The 25,994-nt window shown below is 25.4% G+C and carries 23 protein-coding genes; all 23 read left to right on the top strand.

Features of this window, described 5'->3' with window-relative positions; genetic code table 4:
- Nucleotides 1-2: 2 nt before the first annotated feature.
- The 23 genes from metG (at nt 3) to SLITO_RS05475 (ending at nt 25,993) form a co-directional block, all read left to right on the top strand.
- The gene (gene metG / locus SLITO_RS05585; protein ID WP_075058777.1) at nt 3-1,517 is read left to right on the top strand and encodes a methionine--tRNA ligase; all 1,515 of its coding nucleotides are present in this window, start codon (nt 3-5) and stop codon (nt 1,515-1,517) included.
- Between the two features lie 12 nt (nt 1,518-1,529).
- On the top strand, nt 1,530-3,404 hold the full coding sequence (gene mnmG, locus SLITO_RS05580) for a tRNA uridine-5-carboxymethylaminomethyl(34) synthesis enzyme MnmG (RefSeq protein ID WP_075058776.1): 1,875 nt from the start codon (nt 1,530-1,532) through the stop codon (nt 3,402-3,404).
- Between the two features lie 16 nt (nt 3,405-3,420).
- On the top strand, nt 3,421-5,004 hold the full coding sequence (locus SLITO_RS05575; protein ID WP_075058775.1) for an APC family permease: 1,584 nt from the start codon (nt 3,421-3,423) through the stop codon (nt 5,002-5,004).
- Nucleotides 4,976-5,668, top strand: coding sequence for a 16S rRNA (guanine(527)-N(7))-methyltransferase RsmG (rsmG, locus tag SLITO_RS05570; protein WP_075058774.1), 693 nt, complete (start codon nt 4,976-4,978; stop codon nt 5,666-5,668). The genes SLITO_RS05575 and rsmG overlap by 29 nt, the downstream gene beginning before the upstream one ends.
- 36 nt (nt 5,669-5,704) lie before the next feature.
- Nucleotides 5,705-6,475, top strand: a complete 771-nt coding sequence (locus SLITO_RS05565; protein WP_075058773.1) for a ParA family protein — start codon at nt 5,705-5,707, stop codon at nt 6,473-6,475.
- Complete coding sequence (locus tag SLITO_RS05560; protein WP_075058772.1) at nt 6,465-7,334, top strand: ParB/RepB/Spo0J family partition protein; 870 nt, start codon at nt 6,465-6,467, stop codon at nt 7,332-7,334. The genes SLITO_RS05565 and SLITO_RS05560 overlap by 11 nt, the downstream gene beginning before the upstream one ends.
- 16 nt (nt 7,335-7,350) lie before the next feature.
- Nucleotides 7,351-8,448, top strand: a complete 1,098-nt coding sequence (gene ychF / locus SLITO_RS05555; RefSeq protein WP_075058771.1) for a redox-regulated ATPase YchF — start codon at nt 7,351-7,353, stop codon at nt 8,446-8,448.
- 82 nt (nt 8,449-8,530) lie between these two features.
- Nucleotides 8,531-9,898: a Vmc-like lipoprotein signal peptide domain-containing protein gene (locus tag SLITO_RS05550; RefSeq protein WP_075058770.1), complete on the top strand. Its 1,368-nt coding sequence runs from the start codon at nt 8,531-8,533 to the stop codon at nt 9,896-9,898.
- A 73-nt stretch (nt 9,899-9,971) separates the two neighbouring features.
- Nucleotides 9,972-11,654 carry a hypothetical protein gene (locus SLITO_RS05545; RefSeq protein WP_075058769.1) on the top strand — a complete coding sequence of 561 codons (1,683 nt, stop codon included), beginning with the start codon at nt 9,972-9,974 and terminating at the stop codon, nt 11,652-11,654.
- 42 nt (nt 11,655-11,696) lie between these two features.
- On the top strand, nt 11,697-13,448 hold the full coding sequence (locus tag SLITO_RS05540) for a hypothetical protein (protein ID WP_075058768.1): 1,752 nt from the start codon (nt 11,697-11,699) through the stop codon (nt 13,446-13,448).
- A gap of 9 nt (nt 13,449-13,457) precedes the next feature.
- A complete protein-coding gene (locus SLITO_RS05535; RefSeq protein ID WP_075058767.1) occupies nt 13,458-13,928 on the top strand; it encodes a hypothetical protein in 471 nt (156 codons plus the stop codon).
- Between the two features lies 1 nt (nt 13,929).
- Nucleotides 13,930-14,304 (top strand): hypothetical protein, encoded by a 375-nt coding sequence (locus SLITO_RS05530; RefSeq protein ID WP_075058766.1) that lies wholly within the window; start codon nt 13,930-13,932, stop codon nt 14,302-14,304.
- Nucleotides 14,305-14,316: 12 nt separating this feature from the next.
- Nucleotides 14,317-16,089: a hypothetical protein gene (locus tag SLITO_RS05525; protein ID WP_075058765.1), complete on the top strand. Its 1,773-nt coding sequence runs from the start codon at nt 14,317-14,319 to the stop codon at nt 16,087-16,089.
- Nucleotides 16,089-16,880 carry an ABC transporter ATP-binding protein gene (locus SLITO_RS05520; protein ID WP_075058764.1) on the top strand — a complete coding sequence of 264 codons (792 nt, stop codon included), beginning with the start codon at nt 16,089-16,091 and terminating at the stop codon, nt 16,878-16,880. The genes SLITO_RS05525 and SLITO_RS05520 overlap by 1 nt, the downstream gene beginning before the upstream one ends.
- On the top strand, nt 16,880-17,329 hold the full coding sequence (locus tag SLITO_RS05515; protein WP_075058763.1) for a hypothetical protein: 450 nt from the start codon (nt 16,880-16,882) through the stop codon (nt 17,327-17,329). Before SLITO_RS05520 ends, SLITO_RS05515 begins: the two co-directional genes overlap by 1 nt.
- Before the next feature lie 121 nt (nt 17,330-17,450).
- Nucleotides 17,451-17,921, top strand: coding sequence for a 2-C-methyl-D-erythritol 2,4-cyclodiphosphate synthase (gene ispF, locus SLITO_RS05510; RefSeq protein WP_075058762.1), 471 nt, complete (start codon nt 17,451-17,453; stop codon nt 17,919-17,921).
- Complete coding sequence (gene gltX / locus SLITO_RS05505; protein ID WP_075058761.1) at nt 17,921-19,360, top strand: glutamate--tRNA ligase; 1,440 nt, start codon at nt 17,921-17,923, stop codon at nt 19,358-19,360. Before ispF ends, gltX begins: the two co-directional genes overlap by 1 nt.
- Nucleotides 19,361-19,363: 3 nt before the next feature.
- The gene (locus SLITO_RS05500; RefSeq protein ID WP_075058760.1) at nt 19,364-20,557 is read left to right on the top strand and encodes an HD domain-containing protein; all 1,194 of its coding nucleotides are present in this window, start codon (nt 19,364-19,366) and stop codon (nt 20,555-20,557) included.
- 32 nt (nt 20,558-20,589) lie between these two features.
- Nucleotides 20,590-21,066: a DNA-directed RNA polymerase subunit delta gene (gene rpoE / locus SLITO_RS05495; RefSeq protein ID WP_075058759.1), complete on the top strand. Its 477-nt coding sequence runs from the start codon at nt 20,590-20,592 to the stop codon at nt 21,064-21,066.
- A 46-nt stretch (nt 21,067-21,112) separates the two neighbouring features.
- Nucleotides 21,113-22,711 carry a CTP synthase gene (locus SLITO_RS05490; RefSeq protein ID WP_075058758.1) on the top strand — a complete coding sequence of 533 codons (1,599 nt, stop codon included), beginning with the start codon at nt 21,113-21,115 and terminating at the stop codon, nt 22,709-22,711.
- A gap of 54 nt (nt 22,712-22,765) precedes the next feature.
- Entirely contained in the window at nt 22,766-23,659 is an 894-nt protein-coding gene (gene fba / locus SLITO_RS05485) for a class II fructose-1,6-bisphosphate aldolase (RefSeq protein ID WP_075058757.1), read from the top strand.
- A gap of 88 nt (nt 23,660-23,747) precedes the next feature.
- The gene (gene rpmE / locus SLITO_RS05480) at nt 23,748-24,035 is read left to right on the top strand and encodes a 50S ribosomal protein L31 (RefSeq protein WP_075058756.1); all 288 of its coding nucleotides are present in this window, start codon (nt 23,748-23,750) and stop codon (nt 24,033-24,035) included.
- A 107-nt stretch (nt 24,036-24,142) separates the two neighbouring features.
- On the top strand, nt 24,143-25,993 hold the full coding sequence (locus SLITO_RS05475; RefSeq protein WP_075058755.1) for a hypothetical protein: 1,851 nt from the start codon (nt 24,143-24,145) through the stop codon (nt 25,991-25,993).
- Nucleotide 25,994 lies beyond the last annotated feature (1 nt).

The raw sequence follows: 25,994 nt of genomic DNA, 5'->3' as shown, positions 1-25,994 counted from the left end.
AGATGAAAAAAAATTTCTATGTAACCACTCCAATATATTACCCAAGTGGGAATTTACATATTGGTCACGCTTACACAACTACATTAGCAGACGTTATATGTAGATATAAAAAAGAAGATGGTTATAACACCTTTTTTTTGACTGGATCTGATGAACATGGTCAAAAAATAGAATTAAAAGCAAAAGAAAATAATCTAGAACCAATAGAATATGTTAATGAAATTGTATTAAATTTTAAAAATTTGTGAAAAAAATTAAACATAAATTACAATAAATTTATTAGAACAACAGATCAATATCATATTGACTCTGTTCAAAAAATTTTCTCTTTTCTATTAGAAAAAAAACTTATTTATCTTTCAAAATATAAAGGTGAATATTGTATTAGTTGTGAAGAGTTTCTTACTAAAGAACAAATTGTAGATAATAAATTTCATGTAGTGTGTAAAAAAGAATTTATTATTTTTGAAGAAGATTCTTACATTTTGAAAATTACTGAGTTTAAAACTTATTTACAAGAAATCTTTAAAACAGATTTTTTAGAACCAGAGAATAGAAAAAAAGAAATGCTAAATAATTTTATTAATAATGACTTAGAAGACTTGTCTGTTACAAGAATAAATTTTAAATGAGGCATACCAGTTATTGAAGACCCTAAACATGTAATTTATGTTTGAATTGATGCATTAAGCAATTATATAACTGCTCTTGGTTATAAAAATAATGAAAAAAACTTAATGGATACATTTTGATCTAAAGACACAGAAATATTGCAAATAATTGGAAAAGAAATTACAAGGTTTCATTCTATTTATTGACCAGTACTACTAAAAGCTTTAGATTTAAGATTACCTTCAAAAATTCTTTCTCATGGGTGGATTTTAAGTAAAAACGATAAAATGAGTAAATCTCTTAATAATGTAATTGACCCTCTAAAAATAATTGACGATTTTTCAAGTGATGCACTAAGATTTTATATTTCATATAATTTACCAACCTATAAGGATGGAAATTTTACTGAGGAATTATTTATAGAATCTTTTAACACAAATCTTGCAAATAATGTTGGTAATCTAATTTCACGAACATCTAACATGATTATAAAATATTTTGATGGACAAACACCTGAAGCTAATATTGAATCAGATTCTCTTTATAAAAAAGGAATAGAAACAATTACAAACTACAAAAAATTTATGAATGAATACAAAGTTACAGAAGCAATAGAAGAAGTTTTAAAACTAGGTCAAAGTTGTAACAAGTATATTGAGGACATTAAGCCTTGAGATTTAGAAAAAAATGATAAAATAGATGAACTTAAAAAAGTTATAAAAATATTACATAATAATATTGTAATTATAATTTACCTATTAAAACCGATTTTGGTTGAAAACACAGAAAAAATGTTTAAACAAATTGGGGTAAAAATAGACGATGTTAATTTTGATTCTATAAATAATAAAAAATATAGTATTGATAAAATAAGTAGTAGAGAAATTATATTTAAAAGAATCTAGTTAAGGAGGATTATGGAAGCAGACATTGTTGTTGTTGGTGCTGGTCATGCTGGAGTTGAAGCCGCATTAGCATCTGCAAGATTAAATCAAAAAACAATATTAATAAATCTATACGAAGATAAAATTGCAACAATGCCTTGTAATCCTTCCATCGGAGGCCCTGCAAAAGGAATTGTTGTAAGAGAAATTGATGCTCTTGGTGGTGAAATGGCAAAAGCAGCTGACGCAACCGCATTACAAATGAAATTATTAAACTCATCAAGAGGACCGGGCATATGAGCTTTAAGAGCTCAGTCTGATAAAATAAAATATTCTAATTACATGAGAGAAAAAATATCAAACCAACAAAATTTGAAACTAGTAGTTGGGACTGTTGTTGATATTATTGTTGAACAAAATAAAATAAAAGGCGTTATCTTAGAAGATAAAACAATAATAAATTGTAAAGCTCTGATTTTAACAACTGGAACATACCTATCAAGTAAAATATATCAGGGAAGTGAAAATTTTGAAGAAGGACCAAGTAAAGAAAAAACATCAAAAGGTTTATCTGAGTCATTCAAAAAATATAATATCTCAACATTTAGATTCAAAACGGGTACGCCCCCAAGAGTAAAAAAAAGCTCAATTGATTTATCAAAAGCAAAAATTGAACCAGGTTCAAATATGGAACTAGCATTTTCTTTTTCGACAAATAAAGTAATTCCATTTGATGAACAAGAAGTCTGTTATTTAATCCATTCAACAGATGAAACTAAAAATATTATAGAATTAAACTTATCAAAATCTGCAATGTATTCAGGTTCAATACAATCAGTTGGACCAAGATATTGCCCTAGTTTTGAGGATAAAATTGTAAGATTTTCAGATAAGCAAAGACATCAAATATTTCTTGAACCTGAATCTTTAAGTTTAGATACATTTTATGTACAAGGCTTTTCTACTTCAATGCCAATTGATGTTCAAGAAAAAATGTTGAAAAGTTTACCTGGTTTTAAAAATGTGGAAGTTGATAAATGAGCATATGCAATTGAATATGATTGTATAGATCCTCAGCAATTAAAATTAACATTAGAATTAAAAACTATTGAAGGTTTATTTTTTGCAGGACAAATAAATGGAACTAGCGGATATGAAGAAGCTGCAGGTCAAGGATTAATCGCAGGAATTAATGCGGTTTGCAAATTAACAAATAAAGAATCAATCATCCTTAAAAGAAGTGAAGCATACATTGGCGTAATGATTGACGATCTTGTCAATAAAGGTGTTATTGAGCCTTATAGATTGTTAACGAGTAGAGCAGAAAATAGACTTACTTTAAGAAATGATAATGCAGAAATTAGATTAAAAGAATATGGATACAAATACGGTTTAATAACTGAAAGTGAATGAAATAAATATATAAAGTATAAATCAGAAATAGATTTAACAATTGAAGTATTAAAAAATGTTCGCTTTACACCAAAAAGCGAATTAGCAATTAAACTAAAAGAATTAAATCAAGCAATTTTAAATCAAGGTTTTAGTGCATATGAAATAATTAAACAACCAAAAGTAGACATAGAAGTTGTTAAGGATTTTATACCAGAACTTCAAATTCTTTCAAAAGTTCAATTACAAAATATACTTATAACAATTAGATTTGAAGGGTATATTAAAAAGGAAAAAGAAGAAATTGAAAAATTATTAAAACTAGAAAAGAAATTAATACCTGCTGATTTAGATTATAATCAAGTTGATAATTTAGCAATTGAAGCAAAGCATAAATTATCAAAGGTTAGACCAGTTTCAATTGGACAAGCTTCAAGAATAACTGGTGTAAATCCGTCTGACATTCACATGTTAGTTTTTCATTTAAAAAAAATGAGTAAATGAAAAAATAAATAGGTTAGGAAACAAAAAAATGATTAAGGTAAACAAAAAAAATAGAGCAAAAAATAGAATATTTGAATTTTTAACAATATTCTCAATGGTTTTTGGTCTGGTTATTGGAAACGGAATATATTTAAAAAATAGTAACGAGCCTGGGGGTGTTTTGGGAGAAGCTGCAAGAAACCCCTACATAGCAATATTTGTTTGAGTTTTTATTGGTGTAATGTGTACTTTTATGATGATAACTTTTATGGAGGCTACATCAATAGCGACTAAAAATGAAGATCATTCAACAATACAAAGTTGGGCAAAAAAATTCATAAATAGAAGATCTGCAAGTTTATTTTCAATACTATATATATGCATGTATATGCCAGTGCTTATTAGTCTTGCGGCATTATTTTCAATAGAAATTGTATTTCAAACATTAGATGAATTTTTTAATATTATAGATAAATGAGGCATTGTAAATTTTACAACGCTAAAAGTGTTTTTGTCATTAATATTATTAATCTCTTTTCAAGTTATGAATATTTATACTTTTAATCCATCAAAATACATACAAACAATTTTCACTTTTGTTAAATTTATACCATTACTTGTTGCAATAGTTGGTAGTTTCAGTGTGTTTTTTATCAATGGTAGTGATCAAAATAATACATTTAACCCCTCAGTTCCATTTGAAAAAACATGAAAATTAACTACAATGTTTGCTACTGTTATACCAATATTATTTGCATTTGATGGCTTTGTATATGCTGCAACATTGAGAAGAGATTGTGAAAATAAAAAAGTTGTAGCACCAGCTATGCTTTCTGCAATATTAGCAGTCACATTATTTTATATAATTGTTACAGTTTCAATCTTTATTTCAAGAGAAGATGGAAATATATTCAATTTATACGACAAAATTTTTAAAGGAAATATGTACTTAGTTATAGTTTTTAAAATTCTAATTGCTTTAACTATGTTAACTATTTTGAATGGTTATACAACTTTATTGCCTAGAACAATTAACTCAGCAATAGAAGAAGATTTATTATTTATAAAATTTAAAACAAACTCATTTAAAAAAGGTGGTTGACTTGGATTTTTTATTAGCTTATCAATCTTTATCTCATTTGTAATTATATCTTTAGCAATAACATGAAATGATGGAAATAGTATGAGTGCATTTTATATATCAAATTATTCATCAAATAGTTCTGTTATGTTTTCTTTTACAACGTATTTATTAATTATGATTTTTGTTTTAATAAATAAAAAAACTAAAAAAGTTCAAGCAGAAAATATAAAAGGTGGACTTGTTACTGGAATAATTGGAGCTTCAATGCTTACACTTGTATTAGGATACGCCTATTATGACTTTTTTATAAATAAAATGATAGCAAAAAATTATGAGGACCCTCTATTATTAATATTATTTTCAATTGTAATTGGATTATTTTGATTTATAGATGAAATATTGTTATCAAAAAAAGATATCCATAAAAATGATTTTGTGTTAAAAGTGAATCCAAAAAACTGATTTAAGTACAATAAAGAAGAAGCCATTAAAAAATACTTAGAGAAAAAAGGTAAGTTAAATGATATTCAAGATACTAGAAAAGAATAAAAATTTTAATACTGATATAAGAAAAAAATTAATTAAATACATTGAGTTATTAAAAATATGAAATAAAAAATTTAATCTTACCTCCATTATTGAAGATGAAGAAATAATTAAAAAACATTTTTATGACTCACTAATTTTTACAAGTAGTTATGAATTAAATAATCAAACAATATTAGACATTGGTACAGGGGCTGGTTTTCCTGGAATGGTTTTAAAAATATTTTATGAAAATTTGACAGTTATATTATTAGAATCAAATAATAAAAAAGTTTTATTTTTAAAAGAAGTAATAAAAGAATTAGATTTAAAAAATATATTTGTTTCAAATGAAAGAGCAGAAGTTTTTTCAATAAATAATAAAGAAAAATTTGATATTGTAATATCAAGAGCAGTTGCACAATTAAACATATTACTTGAAATTGGTGTCCAAGCGCTAAAAGTTGATGGTACATTTATTGCATTAAAAGGTAAAAACTATCAAGAAGAAGTTAATATTTTAAACAACTGTGAGTATAAAATCGGTTTAAAATTTATGAACAAACAAATTTATGAAGATTTATATTTAGGAACAAGAGCAAATTTATTTTATAAAAAAATAAGTTCAACTCCGAATGGTTATCCCAGAAATTACAATAAGATAAAAAAAAGACCATTAGGAGAATAAAAATTATATAATAAGTGATAGTGGAGGAACATAGAAATGGGTAAAGTTATATCAATTTCAAATCAAAAAGGTGGAGTCGGGAAAACTACAACTTCCGTTAATTTGGCATGTGGTCTTGCATTGAGCGGAAAAAAAATATTACTAATAGATACTGATCCTCAGTTTAACGCAACAACAGGAGTAGGATATGAAATTGATAGCAATTCTTTAAGTATGTATCATGTTTTTACTGGAGAAAAAAGTATAAAAGATATAGTTATTAAAGGAATTAAACAAAATATTGATTTAGCACCTAGTTCTATTGATGTTGCCGCTGTGGATTTAATTTTGCTTGAACAAAAACATAGTAATCAAAATATTTTAAAAGACCAAATTAATAGTTTAAGAGAAGAATACGATTTTATTATTATTGACTGCCCTCCAAGTCTTGGATTAATTAATCGAAATGGACTTGCTTCGTCTGACACTGTTCTTATTCCAATCCAAGCAGAACATTATGCAATGCACGGTGTTGCACAATTATTAAGAACAATAAAAAAAGTAAAAGAAACATTAAACCCATCATTAACAATTGAAGGTGTACTTGTTACTATGTTTGATTCTAGAACAAAACTTGCACATGATGTTTTAGAAGAAATAATGAAAACATTCGGACCTAAAGTTTATAAGGCTGTAATTCCAAGAAATATTAAAATTTCAGAATCATCAATTGAAGGAAAATCAATATTTGAATATGATAAAAACGGTTTAGGTGCAATTGCATATTTAGATTTTGTAAAAGAGGTGCTTAAAGAAAATGGCAACTAAAAAAAGATATAATTTTAAAGGTCTAGACGATATTTTTGGAGAATCAGTTTCTGATGTTGTTGGCAAAATTGAAAACGATAAAAAATTGGTAGAAGAGGCAAAAACATTTGTTGATATTAATATTTTAAAAGCAAACCCTTATCAACCAAGAAAAATTTTTGAAGCTGAAGAAATTACTGAATTAGCAGAATCAATTCAATTGCATGGAATAATACAACCAATAATTATTAACTTTGAAAATGAAATAGTAGCTGGAGAAAGAAGACTTAGAGCTGCAAAACAAGCAGGTCTAAGCGAAGTTCCAGTAATAAGAGTAAACCTATCTAAATTGCAAATGGAAGAGTTTGCAATTATTGAAAATATTCAAAGAGTTGATTTATTAGAAATTGAAGAAGCAATCGCATATAAACAATTATCTAATAGTTTAAAACTAAAACAAGAAGAAATATCAAAAAGAGTAGGTAAGTCTAGATCACATGTGGCTAACATAATGAGGCTTTTAAATTTACCCGACTTTGTTCAAAAGGCATTATTAGAAAAAAAATTAACAATGGGGCATGCAAAACCTTTATTAACAATACTAGGGGATGAAAATTTCTTAGAATATGTTTTCAATAAAATTATTAAAGAAGATATAACAGTGAGAGAAGTTGAACAATTAGTTAAAAACAAAAACAAAACTAGTAATTCAAACATCGAAAGCAAGCAAGTAAACCCAAATTTAAAAAGTATGGAAAACAAAATCATGAGAAGGTTGGGAACAAAGGTTACCATCGATTCATCAAAAATCTCAATAAAATATACAAGTGTTGACGATCTAAATAGAATTTTAGATTTGCTTGGTTTTATAGAAGAATAGTATTAAGGAAAAAAATATGAGTTTAAAAGTAGGTATAGTCGGATTGCCAAACGTTGGTAAATCAACATTATTTAATGCAATTACTAATTCAAGAGTAGAAGCTGCAAATTATCCATTTGCAACAATTGAACCAAATGTAGGTGTTGTTGAAGTTAAAGATAAAAGACTTGAAAAATTAGCTGAAATTTTTAATTCCAAAAAAACTATTTTTACAACTATTGAATTTGTTGATATAGCTGGATTAATTGCGGGTGCTAGTAAAGGTGAGGGATTGGGTAATGCATTCCTTGCAAATATTAGAGAGACTGACGCAATATGCGAAGTAGTAAGGTGTTTTGATTCAAAGGATATAACTCACGTTGAAGGTTCAGTTGATCCAATTAGAGATATAGAAATAATTGAATTAGAACTAATACTTGCAGATGAAAGTGTTGTAAAAAAAAGATTATCAAAAATTGAACCTAAATTTAAAAGTTCAAAAGATGCTTCAATTATATTTGAATATAATGTTTTACAAAAATTAGCAAAAGCATTAGAAGATGGTATTTTAATAAATAAACTTGATTTAGATGATGAAGAAAAAACATTTGTTAAAAATCTTGGTTTATTAACATTTAAAAAGTTTATATATGCTGCAAATGTTTCAGAAGAAAATATTTCAGAAGATAATGAATATGTAAAAAAAGTTAGAGAACTAGCAAATAAAAACAATTCAGAATTTGTAAAAGTTTGTGCAAAAGTTGAAGAAGATTTAAGTGAATTATCTGAAGAAGAAAAGACTGATTTTTTAAATGATTATGGGATAAGTACATCTGGTTTAGACCAGTTAACTCAATCCTCTTATAAGACCTTAGGATTAAAAACTTATTTCACTGCAGGTCCTCAAGAAGCTAGAGCTTGACAGTTTAAAGAAGGTTCTACCGCACCTCAATGTGCTGGTATAATACATACTGATTTTGAAAAAGGTTTTATAAAAGCTGATATATATTCAATAAACGATATATTAGAATTAGGATCAGAACAAGAACTAAAAAGTAAAGGTAAAGTTAGACTTGAAGGAAAATCGTATATAGTTCAAGATGGCGATGTTTGCTATTTTAAATTTAATAAATAAAAAAGAAAATTTAAATATGAAATTAATTTATATTTAAATTTTCTTTTTTTTAATTAAAATATCTTATATAAGGAAAAAAAAGATGAAAAAACTATTAAAAATGATTTTATCATTAGGATTTGTAATAAGTCCTACATCAGTAATTGTATCTTGTGGGGAACCAAATTCACAAAAAGACCCAAAAGAAGATAGTTGCATTGAACCAAAATTTAATAATTTAAATGAACAAATAAAAAAACCAAACAAACTAACAAAAAATAAAAGCTCATACACAAAGTGACAAGATGCAAACCCAAATAGAAAAGATAACGTAACTAATAAAATTGCTTGTAACCATACTTCATATTTTTCACCATATTTAGATGCTGGTTTATATGAGGGAAATGAAATTAAAGATGTAGTTAAAGCATCTGGTTTAAACCACATTACTCTTGCTTTTGTTCAACAAGTTAATAGCCACAATAACTTTTTAGATTTATCAATTGCTGGGATAGAAAGTAGTGGACCAAACTATGATTGATGAGCAGAATCAGTTTTCTATGAAAAAGATTTAAAACCATTAGTCGAAACAAATAGCTTCAAAAATATTAAAGTAGCATACGGAGGTGCCTCAACAGGTGGAAACACCATTAAAAATCCATGAAATCTTGCTTTGAAATTAGAAAACAATAAAGATAAAGCATCAATTTTACTTGAAGAAGCTTTAATAAATTATAATAAAAAAATTACAGAGTTAGCTTCAAAAAAAAGTGGTAAAAGTTTGATAATGCCCAAAAATATTGATTTTGATATTGAAGGTGCCGCGCAATCTGAAAAAGAACCAAATTCACTACTAGCTAACACCATTGCTAATATGAAAATTAAAGATATTAATTGGGATTTTTCAGTAACTCTTCCAGTTCTGCCTACTGGTCTAACTAGCGTTGGAATTAGTGTTATGGATGAGTTTGTAAAAGCATATAAAGAAAAAAATATTTCACAAGATAATTTACCAATTATAAATCTTATGTTAATGGATTATGGGGATCAAATATATTTAGATGCAATTAAAAAAGGTCAAACTAACTTTGATATGGCAAAAGAAGCAATTGAAAATACAAAAAATAATTTAAAAGATTCTATAAAAAGAATATATGGTTCTTTAAATATAGAAGAAAATAAATTATTTGAGTTAATTGGGGCTACTCCAATGATTGGTGTTAATGATACAGTTGAAGGTGTATTTACATTAGAAGATGCAAAAGACCTTTATAATTATGTTCATGAAAATAGCTTAGCTTACTTAAGTGTGTGATCAATGAATGATGATAGAGGAAGAGACAAAAATGGAAATATAATACCAAAATCTTTAACTTCACACGGTCTAAATTATTTGAATGAATATGATTTTTCAAAAGCGTTTAATGGAATATGAGATAAAAATGTTTTAAGACCTAATAAAGAAATATAAGAAAACAAGACGCAAGTCTTGTTTTCTTGACTTAAATTATATATTGATTAAAATATAAGTGGAGGTTATAAATTTGAAAAAGTCATTATTTTTTTACATATCTATATTGATGGTTTGTATAACCTCTATTTTTTTAGTATCTTGTGGAAGTGGTATTCAAAAAGGTGATTCTTCTGGTTGGGGAGATACCGAACCTGAAAAAGTACAACCAGAAATATCTAAAGTTGAAAATCAAACAGTTGCTGTAGACAATGAAGTTAATGTTAAAGTTAAAGTAAAAAATGCTTTTGAATTAAATTTAAGAGCTGATATTCAAAGTGGTGAATATGCACAGGTTTGAAGTGTAGATTTAGATAAAAACTCTAACCAGTCAGAACGTAATAAAACATTTATAGTAAATATAAAAGGATATAAAAAAGGAGTTTGCACAGTTAATCTTGAAATAGGTAGTGTAAACTCTACATTTAGTCTAGAAGTTATTGAAAAAGATAGTATGCCAATAATTATCGTGCCTTCTAATGTTATTAATGAAGCAGGATTTAATGAAACAGTCAAAATAAATGTAGTTATATTAAATGTAAAAAAAGATGAAAAACTTATTATAAAAGAGCAAGGTAATAACTCTTATTTTGAAGATATAAAAGTAACTCAATCACAATCAAATGAAAGAGATTTTGAAATTACAGTTAAAACATCAAATAAAGAGACTTTTAAAAAAAGTGCAGTATTAGAATTATCTTATCCAGGGGCAAAGGATAGAGTAATTAATTTTGTTATTTACGGTCCAAACAAAAAAGCAATTGAAGATATTGATGGTGATTTAAAAGAAATAATTAGCGAAGTAAAAAATGCATCATATAGTTCAATTATTAATAAAATAAATGAAATTTATAGTGGTTTATATTTAAGAGAAAGTGATATTGATTTAAATAACTCAAAAATAGAATCAAACAAAAAAGCATATTTGGTAATTTCTAGTGAAAGTCAACACTATAAAGGAACTAAAAATCTTAATTATTTACACAAATGAGACATAGATTTTGCTATTGAAACTAAAGATTTAGGTTATTTAAGAGGAAATGATGACACTCCATCAAATAAAGAAATTATTAATAAAATAAATGAATTAAATAAAGATTTAAATATTACTGAAAATGATGTAAATATTACAGTTGATCAAGATTATGGGGCAAAATTAAATATTTTATTAGAGTCTAAAGAAACATCTGAAAATTTTGCTAATAATACATTTTTACAACTTGAGTACTTTAAACAAACAGACATCAATAATGTTGTAAAAAATAAGTATTTAGGAATTTTAAAAGATACTGGAGAAAAGCCTTTACTTGAAAGTTTGTTGAATAAAATAACAGCATTAAATAATGTAAATGACCTAAAAATTGAAGACTATTTCATCAAAGAAAACTCATTATCAAATAATGAAGCTATAATATTATGTTCTGATAATAACTTATATTATTATGGGGAATTTAAAGTGACTTTTAAATACTATAAATGCATTGACTTAGCAGAATATATAGATGAATATGATCTAGGAAAAATAAAAATTCAATCCAATTCTCCGACTTTAAAGGAACTAATTTCATATATTGAAAAAGTTAATCCTGGTAAAACATTAGATGAAAAAGAACTTAATTTTAGTTTTGAAAGTAATGATGAAGCAAAAATTATAGCAAATGAAAACTCATTAAAATACATATCTTTTGTAGTTGTTTGATATGAAATTGATAAATAATAATTTAATACGAGTAATAAATAAATTATCGAAAGGAATATTATGAAAAAATTATTTATATATAAGTTTTATATGTTAAGAATATTGAAAAATAAATTATATTCTATCACGTCACTTATTTTTGTAATTATTAATCTATTAGCATTTTGTATTATATTTACTGTAAGTAATAAAATGGAATTAATTACAACTATGACTATGATAGTTTTAATATTGAACTTTATATTTTTAGCATTTTTTGATGTCACAAATATTGCAGATTTTTTTATACAAGACCATACTTCTAATGTTGAATCGTTAATGATTAGAAAAGGTAAAAAACCAACAAATTTATTTTTTTCCAGATTTTTTGCCAATAAGACCGCTTCAATAAGTTATTGTTTTTTAATATTTTTATTATATATATCATTTTCAAATATAACTACTTCTGCTGAAATACAAACTTCAATTACAAATAAATACTCATTGGGTGTTTTTGTTTTAATACCTTTTGACTTAATGATTTCTGCAATAACATTAATACTAAGTGTAACTACAAAAAAAATGAAAGTCACATTGCCTTTTCCTTGAATTATTACAACGCTATTATGTCTCTACCCCATGGGAGGTCCAATGATTCTTTATATTATAAATAAAGGAGACACTTCGATTTCTCTTGTTAGTAAAGCCCAAAATATCGGAAGATATCAATCATATTTAGAAAGAAAAAATGATAACAAAATTTTAAATAAGTTGTACGATAACTTTATGGATAGCAAAAGAGAACAAAATTATAAGGAAATATTTAATAATCAAAACCTTATAAAAATAACTTCAGACTCTGAAAAAACGTCATCAGAAATCACAAATTATTTTGTTGTTCTAAGTACAAAAAGTTGAGAGCAAGTAGAGTTATATTATCAAAATAAAGAAAATAAACTTAAAGATTTTATTTCAAGTTACATAGAGCAAATAAATTATGAAGTTCGTATTTCAGTTGAATTCGGAGAGAATTTTGCAGAAAAATTATTGAAAGTCCAAGAGTCAGACCAATTTTTAAAAGATTTAATTAGCATATCTGGAGAACCAATTGATTCTGCAAAAAATAAGCAAGAATATTGAAGTGATACATATTTCAATAGTAGTGACTGAAATGTCTATAATGGAAATAATGGAATTAAGAAAATTTTAGAAAATGTTGATTTTACTAAAATGGCCGAAAATTATTCTAAAAATGATGTTATTTCTATCAACAGTATTATTAAAAATCAATATAAATATCATTATCTTTTAACAAACTATAATAATGATAACTATAATTATGGAATAACAAGAGGGAAATTTAAGTTTGAAAATAATAAAGAATGAATGAAAAACAATTTTATTGTTCCATTTAATTCTTCAAATTTAAATTACTTTATAATTGGTTTGTTAAATGACCCATTAACTACATCTGGAGATAAACTTGCTGATGCTTTTAAATATGAAAATAGAGATCAACTATATAATAATTTAAATCCATTTATGCATATTTTTATAATGGCAAACAACATTGGAACCAATGATATTTATTATGAAACTCCAATTTATAACTCATTTGCATTCCAAGTTCCTTACTATGCAAATAATATATATAAAACAAATGATCTAGAAACAACTTTAAATCCAAAAGCTCAAAACGAATACGCTATGATGGAACCGTACTTTTATGCCTATACACCTTACTTAATATGAATATTTACATCTTTGGGTATTTATTCTATATCATATCTTGCATATTATAGTTTAATTTATAAAAAAAGTTCAGATAATTAAGGAGCCAATATGAAAAAAATTATAATTTCACTATTTACAACTAGTTTGATTGCAAATACATCTTTATTAACCATGTCTTGTTCAAGTTCTGATTATAACTTTGGAGTGTTGCAAACAAGTTCTGCAATTATTTACAAATATTTAAATAGAAAATCTCTGAATAATGAAACTATGTATACAGGAAAAGATGACCCATTAGCACTAAAATGAATTGATGAAAGTATAAAATCTATTAAGCTATATGACTATGAAATTACCCAAAATGCAAATCAAGAACCAAAGGATAATTTACTTTTAGTTTTAAATATTTTTGAGAACTATACAAAAGAATACGAATCTTCTGATAATTACGTTATGAATTTCAAAATACATATATTTTTTAATTACAAAAACAAATGAACTGCTGCAAAGAACTTTATAGATTATTATTTTAATAATTTGATTGTCTTAAAATCCAGTTCTAATGAAGGAGGTATTTAATATGAAAAGAATTTTAAAATTTTTTTCTTTGATACCTACAATTGCATCGCCAATTGTAGTTACTTCTTGTGATTTGACAACTAATTTTAGACAAACAAAAGTATATTTAGAAATGGTTGAATTTAGCGAAATATATAATAATTCATCAAAAGCAAGTGTTGAAGAAAATATATTTAGTGATATTAGTCAATTTTTTAGAAATTTAAATATTGAAGTTCCAGATCTTGATACAGACTATTCAATAGGATATAGTGAAGGTGCTTTTACAAGTGATAATACAATTGTTACAGGTGCCATTATCACTATAAAGTCATCTCCAACATCTGATAGATTGCTTGGCCAAAACAAAATTACAGTATTAAAAGAAAGATGATAAGGAGATAATTTTATGTCAGTTGTGTTTAAGTTCTCAATAATGAGAACGTTAAAGAGAAAATTATTTTACATACCTATATCGATAGTTATAGCACTAAACTTATTTATATCTATAATTATATTTACAACTTCGAATAGTTTCATGATTATAACTATTGGTTCAATTTTTATAATATTAATTGATATGATATTTATCTCATTTTTTAATATTACAAATCTATCAGATTTTTTTATACAAGATCATATTTCAAATATTGAATCATTAATGATTAGAAAAGGCAGAAAACCTACAGTAATATTTTTCTCAAAAATATTTGCAAACAAATTAATTACTACGTCATTTATTTTAGTTGTATATACTTTGTATATTCTTATTTCATTATCAACTAAAATATATCAAAAAGAGACTATTGTATTGAAGTATTCATTAGGTGTTTTTGTATTGATACCATTTGACCTACTAATTACTTGAATTACTTTACTAATTGCAGTAACTACAAAAAGTTATAAAAAAACACTGCCAGTGACATGGGTTATATCGGTATTGTTCTTTATGTACCCAATAATTGGGCCAGGTTTATTTGTGGCTCTTGGTTCTAGCGATCTTTATGATAGTAATATTATTTCATCGCTTTATAGATATGAAAACTATAAAGAAAGAAAAAATAAAAATGCTTTTTTAAATAAATTGTATACCGACTTAAACGAAACTAAAAAATTAGAGACAAAATATAAAAATCTTGTTGATGAAAATATAACAATTAAATTCTCAAATGAAAGTGAAAATGAATCAGGGGATTATCAAATTATAAGAAGCGTTACTTTAAATTTTATTACCTACATGCTATCAAAAAGCTGATTAAAACCTCAACTATATTTATTTAGTCAAGAAAAAAATCAAAAATTAGTAGAAACATTTGTTAAAGAATATATTAATAATTCTAAAAATAATTATAATTTCAAAATAAATTTCACAAGTGAGTTCAATCAACAGCTAATAAATCTGTTTGAAAAAGATGAGTTTTTAAAAGATATTGTAACACTGTCTCCTTCTGTTGTAAGTGCTACAGATAACGTTAAATCCTATTGAAATAATTCTTATTTCAATAGTAATGATAAAGAAGTTTTAATTGGAGATAACGGAATTAAAGGAACTGTTAATTCTACATTATTCAGTAAATTAATAAAAACAACAGATGATCAGCTAAAAAATATATATAAAATTATAAGTAATGCTTATAATTATAACTTTGCAGATATTAAATACAGTACACCGAATTTATCTAATGTTGAATCCGAAAAATATATATATGATAAGTTGAAGTTTGAATTTAATTGGTCATTCTTGCAAAAAAATATAATAATTCCATACAATTTCTTATCTATGGTTGAAATTTTAAAAGATACACTTGAAGACCCTCTAGTTCCGCAAACAGCATATATAATTAATATTGATTCAAACTACACTAAAAATAAATCGTTTTATAACCTTTCTCCTTTTAATAACTTTTATGTAATGGCAAATTCATTTGGTTCAGGAGATTATTATGATGCATTTGTGCAAAAAAACTCATTTCTAAGAGGACCAGCTTACTCTTTAGTTTATCAAACTAATAGTTTGCAACAGTTTGAAGATCCAAGCATAGCACCCGAATATAGCTCAAAGGATAGTTATTTTAACTTAGGTGCAGTATATTCATCCTATATAATCATATCTTTAGGTCTTATAGGAATGTGTTATTGAATCTATGTATCAAGAATTTATAAGAAAAGTGGTGATAAATAATGATAAATATAAAAGAAGTTACAACATTATTCAAGAATGATAGAGGGATTAAAAACTTTAATTTGGTTATATCCCCAGGAGAAATTATTGGTTTAGTTGGTGATAATGGTGCGGGTAAAACAACATTAATAAAATCAATTTTCAATGAGTACAAAAAAAACCAAGGAGAAGTTTTACATAACGGAGATTCAATTTATGAAACTGGATACATAAATAAAATAAGTTTTTTCCCAGATCAAAGTGTTTATCCAAAAAATATCAATTTAAAAGACTATTGCTTATTAGAAGCAGAGCTATCAGGAGTTAAAAAAGAAGATGCTTTGAAACTATTTGATAGTTTATGTGAATCACTAGATTTAGTTGATTATAAGAAAAAAACTTTTAAATCGCTAAGTGCAGGGATGCAAAAAAAAGCATTATTAATGAATTGCTTAATTAGTTCACCCGAATACATAATTCTTGATGAACCAACTGCAAACCTAGACGTAAAAAATAGATTAGAATTTTTAAATATTATCAGATCGCTTGCAAAATCCGGAATTGGAATTTTAATTACTAGTCACTTAATAGATGAATTAGAAGAAATAATTAATAGGGTTGTAATTGTTGAAGAGGGACAAACTGTTTATAGTAATTTTTTTGATAAATCAAAAGATTCATTAGAAGAAATATATTTGAGAGTAACAAAAAAAACAAAGGCAAATAATTTGTCATCAGTAATCGAAGGTAATCAAGAGGCGCCTGCAAAAAGAGACCTTGCATCAATAATAAAAGAAAGTAAAAATAAGTAATGAAAAAGTTAATTTCAATATGTGCAAGTATATCTTTGATGCCCCAACTATCATTATTTTCAGTCTCTTGTAGTAATCCGTTCTCTGTAGAAGAAGATTTAAGAGTCTTTTTTACAAAAACAATGGAAAAAATAACTTTATCTGCAAGTAACACAAAAGATTTCAATAATGTTTCAGCAAAGAACATTCCTAATAAACTAGATCAATGAATGGTAAATGAACTGGTACCAGCAAATTATAGTGGTTATAAAATAACAACAGATAAAAAAACTAAACCTTCAACTACTATATTTTTAGCATCTTATAAAATTAAAGGTGATTTAATTGACCCATTAACTTCATTCGAATGTGAATTTGATATTTTTATAGGTTTAAATGATTCTTGACAAAGTTTGTATAAATTAACAGAATATAGTAACGTAAACTTAATAAAGTTTTACACAGACTAAACAATATAAAAATTTAAAAAGCAAAGTTTTATTACTTTGCTTTTTAAATTGCTTAACATTCTTATAAAAAAGTGTTATAAAACTAATTTTTATTTATAATAAAGTAAGTAAAGAGGTTGGAATGTACAAAATAGGTTTTTCTAAAGATACTCACAATTTTAAATTAGGTAATGGATTTAATTTAGGGGGAGTATTTATAGATTGTAAAAAATCAGTAGATGCATATAGTGATGGAGATGTTGTATTTCACTCAGTTGCAGAATCAATCTATGGAGCTCTTGGTATGGAGGATTTAGGATATTACTATTCTAAAAAAAATAAAGATAAAGGTTTTAATTCAATATGTATGATTGAAGATACTCTAAATCAACTACATAAAAAAGGGTACAGTATAGTTAATTTAGATTTGTTAATAGAGTTAGACGAACCTAAATTAAACAACTATAAAAAAGTAATTAAAGAAAACTTAACTAAAATTCTTAAACTCAATGAAGATAGTTTATCTGTTAAAGCTACGACTACAGAAGGAAATGAAAAAAACTTAATTAGGTGTTATTCAAATATACTAATTAAAAATGAAGGAGAAAAATAATGAAAAAAGTAAGATTAAGATATGCACCATCACCAACAGGTTTTCTACATATTGGAAATACTAGAACAGCATTAATGAATTATTTGTTTGCAAAACATTATGAAGGTGATTTCATTGTTAGAATTGAAGATACTGATTTTGAAAGAAATGTTGATGGAGCAATAGAGTCTCAATTTGAAAACATGGATTGATTAGGTATTTTTCCAGATGAATCTTTTTTAAAACCTATTGAAAAATATGGTGAATATATGCAGTCAAAAAAATTGGATAAATATTTAAATATTGCAGATTTATTAATCGAAAAAGACCTTGCGTATAAATGTTATTGTACAAAAGAAGAATTAGAAGAAAGCAGACAAAAACAACTAGATAATAATATTCAAGCTCCAAGATATGACAGACACTGCTGAATTAACAGAGAAAAACTAAAAGATTGTAAAAAAGAATATAACATCAGATTTAAAGTTCCAGATAACAAAGAATACATTGTAAATGATCTTATAAGAGGAGAAATAAAATTTAACTCTAAGGAAATAGGGGATTTTGTAATTGTAAAATCAAATAAAATAGCTACTTATAATTTTGCTGTTGTCATTGATGATATTGATATGCAAATCACGCATGTATTAAGAGGGGAAGAACATATTTCTAATACTCCTAAGCAGTTAATGATATATGAAGCATTAAATGAAAAAGAACCAGTTTTTGGTCATATGACATTAATAGTTGATGAAACAAAAAAGAAATTATCAAAAAGAAGTGGAAACGAATTATTTTTTATAACTGAATACAGAAAAAAAGGATACCTACCAGAAGCTTTATTTAACTTTATATCTCTTTTAGGTTGAAGCCCAAAAGAAGAAAAAGAAATTTTTTCAAAAGAAGATTTAGTTAAAATATTTGATGATAAAAGATTTTCAAAATCTCCAAGTACTTTTGATATAGGGAAACTAAAATGAATTAATAGTCAATGAATGAAAAAAATGGATGACCAAAAGTACGTTAATTTTGTAAAAAAATTTATTGATGTAAAAAAATATGATTACTTAACAAAAGATAGTGAGTGATTAAATGAAATTTTACTTTTATATAAAAAAGAACTTGATTATGGTATTCAAATAAATGATCATTTAGATTTATTTTTTGGGGATAATCAGTTAAAACAATTTGATGTTTTGAAAAATATTGATAATTGAAAAGAAGTTGTAAATGAATTTAAAAATATGCTTGTTGCAATTGAAGATTTTACAAGCGAAAATATTAAAACAACCATTACTGAAGTTGGTAAAAAACTTTCTATTAAAGGAATGTCTTTATTTATGCCAATAAGAATTGCTTCAACTAATTATGAACATGGACCAGAACTTGCAAAAGTAATTAATTTAATTGGTAAAGAAAAAACCATTAAAAATATTGAAAGTTTGTTAGGAAATAATTAATATATGAAAACAAAATTTATAAGAGACAATGTCCATGGAGAAATATGCATAAATGAACAAGTAATCATGGAGCTAATTGAAACAAAGGCATTTCAAAGACTTAGAAGAGTAGTACAACTTGGTGGAGGGCAGTTTGTGTTTCCAAGTGCTTCACACACAAGGTTTTCACATTCTATTGGAACTTATCACGTAATTTGTAAATTCTTAGAAAATGAAAATATTAAATCTTTTTTAAATGACGGACAACCTTTATTGCTAAAAGTTGCTGGACTTTTACATGATATTGGTCATGGACCGTTCTCACATAGTTTTGAAGGAATAATCACTAAAAAACATGAACAATATTCTGCTGAAATCATTAAAAATGATGTTGAAATATCTCAAATTTTAGACAAGTTTAATATTAATAAAGATGAGGTATCTCAAATAGTTTTGGGAGTGCATAAAAATAAAATTCTAAATTCATTAGTATCTAGTCAAATTGATGCTGATAGAATTGATTATTTATTAAGAGATTCTATTGGTGCAGGTGTTAATTATTCTAAACTAGATTTACAATGGATAATAAGACACGCAATGGTGGTTGATGGTCAAATCTGTTTTCCAGAAAAAACTATTAATGCAATTGAGCATTTTTTATTAGGAAGATACCATATGTTTACCCAAGTATATAATCATAAAATTTCAAGAGCATTTGACTTTACTTTTAAAAGCTGGTTTAAAAGATTAAAAGAACTTTATAAAAGTAAATTTAACTTTAAAAATAATTATTACTTAAGTTTATTAAAACCAATTTTAGAAGATAAAGATTTAACAATTGAAGAATACATTAGACTAGATGACTATTCGATTATTGAGTTTATAAAAATATCAAAAGAAGAAAATGACTATATATTATCAGATTTAGCAAATAGATTAATTAATAGAAAATTTGTTAATATATCTTATAAAATTACAGAAGTTGAATATAATAACTATATAGATAAATTTGTTAATGAAAACCCAAATATTGATAAATCATATTATTTTGATACAAAAATAGAAGATAAATTTTGTGTATATCAAGTTGATAATAAATCAAGTAATATTATTTATATATTTAAAGGTGACAATAAATATGAAATTAGCAATGTATCTGATATTTTATCAAATGAATCAAGTAAAATAAGTACAAAGTTTTATATTTTTATTAAGTAATAATGTAGAATAAAAAATATGGAGGGTAATTTATGCATAAAACATCGCCGATTGAACTAGCATATAAATTTTTAAGTTCAGTCAAAAATGATATGTCATTTGAAGACATATGAAATGCAATATCTCGTGAAATAGACGCAAATAATGAAAGAAAAAATGAAATTATAGCTGAGCTTTATAGTGATCTTGTATTAGATAATAGATTTGCGCTAACATCTGATGGTAAATGAGCTTTAAGAGATTATTTAAAATTTGAGGATGTAAAAAAACAATATGAATATGTTGATAAATTTGAAACAACTGAAGAATTTGATGATCTTGATAACTATGCAACAACAGATCTATATTATTATGATGGTGACACTGGAGAAAGTGTTAAAAAAGCAAAACAAAGACTTGATAGCGACTTAGATTCAGATGAAATATCAATGGATGATATTAGTGATGAAGACTTAGATGATGATTTTGATGATGATTTTGATGAAGATGACTATGGAGATGATGATTAAACTTATTTTCATTTAGTAGATTTTCTTACAAGGAGATATTTTAATTATGAGTAAGCATATTTTTATAACTGGTGGTGTTGTATCTGGACTTGGAAAAGGAATTACAGGAAGCTCACTGGGAGTTTTATTGAAAAATAGTGGATTAAAAGTATTTATGCAAAAATTTGATCCATATTTAAATATTGACCCTGGAACTATGAATCCAATAGAACACGGGGAAGTTTTTGTAACTTATGATGGTGGAGAAACAGATTTAGATTTAGGTCATTATGAAAGGTTCATAGATATAAATTTAACTAAAAGTTCTTCTTATTCAGCTGGAAAAATATATGCAGAAGCACTCGACTCTGAAAGACAAGGTGGTTATAACGGTAAAACAGTGCAAGTTATACCACATATTACAAATTTAATTAAAAGCAAAATATATGAAGTTGAAAAAAGTAATAAATACGATGTTGTAATTAGCGAAATTGGTGGAACAGTTGGAGATATTGAGTCTCAACCATTTTTAGAAGCAATAAGACAAATTAGAATGGAAAAATCTAAGGAAAATGTTTTATTTATTCATGTGGCATTACTTCCATATTTAAGAGTATCTGGGGAATTTAAAACAAAACCAATTCAACATTCAGTTAAAGAAATGTTAAGCTTAGGTCTTCAACCAGATATAATTGTTGCAAGAAGTGAATTTAGTTTTGAAGAAAAACTAAAAGATAAAATTTCTTCATTTTGTAATGTTCCTAAAGAAAACGTTATTGAATGTAGTGATAGTGATTCAATTTACAAGGTTCCATTAATTTTAGAAAAATCTAACATGCATAAAATTGTCGCAAAACAACTTAACTTGGACTTAAAAGAAACCAATGTTGATGAATGAAATAATTTTGTGGAAAATATAAATGCATCAACAACTGAAATAGAGGTTACAATTGTTGGTAAGTATGTTGAATTAAGTGATGCGTATCTTTCAGTAATTGAATCACTAAAAATTGCAGGTTATGATCTTAAACACAAGGTTAAAATTAAATGAATTAATGCTAGAAAACTAAATAATGAAAATTATGAAAAACTACTTGGTAACTCTAAAGGAATTTTGGTGCCTGGGGGTTTTGGAGAAGAAGGTATTGAAGGTAAAATTTTAGCAGCCAAATTTGCAAGAACCAATGACATTCCATATTTAGGTATTTGTTTGGGGATGCAAATTGCTTGTGTTGAGTTTGCCAGAAACGTATTAAATCTAGAAGATGCAAATTCTACTGAAATTGACCCTAATACAAAAAACCCAATAATTGATATCTTAGAAGGTAAAAATACAAAAGATATAGGGGGAACTTTAAGGTTAGGTTCTTATAAAACATCATTAGTAAAAAATACTCTAGCTTGAAAATTATACAATCAAGATAATATTATTGAACGTCATAGACATAGATATGAATTTAATAATAATTATAAAAAATCATTTGAAGAAAGAGGATTAGTTTTTTCAGGAATATATGATGAAAAAAACTTAGTTGAAATTATTGAGATTCCAAGTAACAAGTTCTTTATTGCTTGTCAATATCATCCCGAATTTACAAGTAGACCCAATAAACCAGGTCCTTTATTTAAAGGATTTTTAAAAGCGATTATAGAAAAAGCAATATAATTTAATAGTAAGCAAATTTAAGTTGTATAATCTTTTGTAGGAGGAAATTTATAAATGTCAAAAATATATAGTAACAAGCTAGTTAACGCAACTAAAATGGTGAAAGATGCTCATACAAACAAGTATGCAATTGGGCACTTTAATATTAATAATTTAGAATGAACTAAATCATTGTTAGAAGCAGCACAAGAATCAAAAACACCAATTATTATCGCAACATCAGAAGGTGCAATAAAATACATGGGTGGTTTAAAAACTATTGTAGGAATGGTTAATGGATTATTAGAAGAATTAAACATTACAGTTCCAGTTGCACTTCATTTAGACCATGGACAATCAGTTGAAATGGCTAAAAAATGTATTGAAGCAGGTTATTCTTCAGTTATGTTTGATGGGTCACACTTACCATATGAAGAAAATGTAGCAAAAGTTAAAGAACTAATGGAATTTGCAAATGACCATGAAGTTTCAGTTGAAGCTGAAATAGGTTCAATTGGTGGAGAAGAAGATGGTGTTGTTGGTGAAGGTGAATTAGGAGATCCTTTACAAGCTGAAGAAATGTCGAAATATGGAATTTCAATGCTTGCTGCTGGAATTGGTAACATTCACGGTAAATATCCAGATTGATGAAAATCTTTATCATTTGAAACACTTGAAAAATTACAAAATGCATGTAAATTACCAATGGTATTACATGGTGGTTCTGGAATACCTCAAGACCAAGTTGAAAAAGCAATTAAGTTAGGTATATCAAAAATCAATGTTAATACTGAGTTACAATTATCATTTAGAGATGCAACAAGAAAATATATTGAAGAAAAAAAAGACTTAGATGACCATACAAAAGGATTTGATCCAAGAAAATTAATGGCACCTGGTTCAAAAGCTATTAAAGATACTTTCTTAGAATTAACTAAATGATTTGGTTGCCAAGGTAAAGCTAAATAATTTTATAAAAAAATCAATTGATTATATCATTATTTAAAATATATGATATTATTAATTTTGTATCTATATTTTAAAGGACGGTGAAAGAATGCCAAAACAAGGAATACATCCTAATTATCAAGAAGCAAAATTTATTTGTACATCATGTAGTCACGAATTCCTTTCAGGGTCAACAAAAGGAGCAGAAGTAAGAGTAGATACTTGTTCAAATTGTCACCCTTTCTACACAGGAAAACAAAACTTTGCAAATGCAGAGGGTCGTGTTGAGAAATTCAAGGAAAAATTTGCTAAAAAAGATGCTAAACAAGCAGAAATAAAAAAAGCTTCAGAGGCTCAAAAAGCTGAAAATGCTAAAAAATCAAAAGATAAAAAATAGTATATAATTAAAAAAGTATGATTGGCGTTAAGTTATTATACTTTTTTATTTTTTTAATTAGAAGTATTTAAAGGCATAATATAATTATAAATAAATAGGTGGTTATTATGAGTTTTGAAATGAAGAAAGTGACATTTATAAATAAAAAAGTTACCCCCATAGAGGTTGATTTTGAAACCAACGACTTTATTACAAGTGTTATTGCAAATAATTATGACGAGTTAAAAGCTTTTAAAAATATACTAATTGGTAAGCATCTTGTAAGAACTGGTTCGTTTAAGATAAACGGATTTGATAAAGTTAATAAAGAATGAACAAAAAAACATGTTTCTGTTGTAGGGATAAATAAGTATTTTAGAAAGTGACCTGAAAAATTTTGATTATCAACATCTCTATTATGAAATAAAGACTATTATAATAATGCAAAGATTAATTACATTAATAAAAAATACGATTATCTTTCATTCTTAACATCTAAAAATATTAAAGAAGATTTAATAATAAGAGAAAAAATAGAAAAAATGATTTTGACATTTATTGATAGTTCTGTTGAAATTGAAGAACAATGATTAAAAGATTTTTTAAAACAAATTGTAGAATTTAACAATAAAAATATTGATGAAAAAAATGACACATTAGAAGAACATATAAAAATTATTGCCAAGGATTATTATTTGCTTTATGAAAAAACAAAAAACTATGAACTATTAGAAACCTTTTTACAAAGTTTATGAGATAAAGTTTATAACTTCATAGAATTAACTTCTCTTTGTAAATGCGAGTATATCTCTAAAAAATCAAAAGATAAGTCAATTAAAAAATTAACAAAACATTTAAATTTTAATCAAGTTAATTATGTTGTTAGAAAGCAACTTAAAATAATAGATATAAAAATAAACTATATACGATTTAAAATTTTAAGAAATGAGCAAGTTTTAAAGAACTTAAAAAAACAAATAAATTTTGAGTTACTAAAAGTAAATAAAATTAACAAAAAACTTAAAAATCCGGACGCTTATTTCTTTTGAAGAAATGTTGGTATAGATCAAAGATTAGAGTTTGTGTTAAAACAAGAAAAAATGTTTTTTGACGGACTTTCAGATGAATCAACAACTTTAAGAGGTAAAATTGTAGAGGTTGTTCATGGGTATCACAAATTAGTTTTAGATAAAAAAGTTGTATTTAAAAAAAATGAAGAGTTTAAAGAGAAAGCTAAATTATTAAAGTCAGAAATTAAATCCATGGCTTCACAATCTAAAGAGTATATTAATGAATTAGTCGAGAAGCTAGATTTAAAATTAGATTTATTCTCAATTAAATGAAATACTGTTATAAATATTTGATTTCAAATTCTAAAATGTATTTTTTTAAATAAATATAATATCGTATTCTATAAAGTTTTAGAAAAATTAAGTTTAGAGGAAATAAAAGAATTGTTTTACGTTCTTAAAAATATTAATAAATTAAATAATAAATTTAACTTTATTTTTTTAGATAATAAAGTTCAAAATGTTGCAAATCTTGACAAAGATTTTTATGTTCTAGAGAAATCAAAAATAAATAAAACTTCTTTCTCAAGTTATATAAAAGATAATTGGAAAAATAATGCATCAGAAATTTTTTATAACAAAAATAAAATTAGTTATACAAAAGAAAAAGATAAAGTTAACATATTAAATAATAAAATAAAACTTATTAAAAGTGATTTTATTAATGACAGTGGATTTGTCTTGCTAGATCCAACCAGATTAACTAATAAGAAAAAAGAAAATAAAAATAATCTTTTTGATATAAAAGGTTATATTAAAGAAAACAAAATATTCACAGATGATAAAGTAAAGTATTTTGTATCATCAGACAAAACTATTAAACTATATTTTTATTCAAATGATAATTTTAATTTAAAAGATAAAGTAAATATATACGTTACAGAAGATGCAATTTTTAAAATAACATAAG

The organism is Spiroplasma litorale (assembly GCF_001267155.1).
Classification (GTDB): domain Bacteria; phylum Bacillota_I; class Bacilli_A; order Mycoplasmatales; family Mycoplasmataceae; genus Spiroplasma_A; species Spiroplasma_A litorale.
This window is presented reverse-complemented; position numbering and strand designations above follow the sequence as displayed.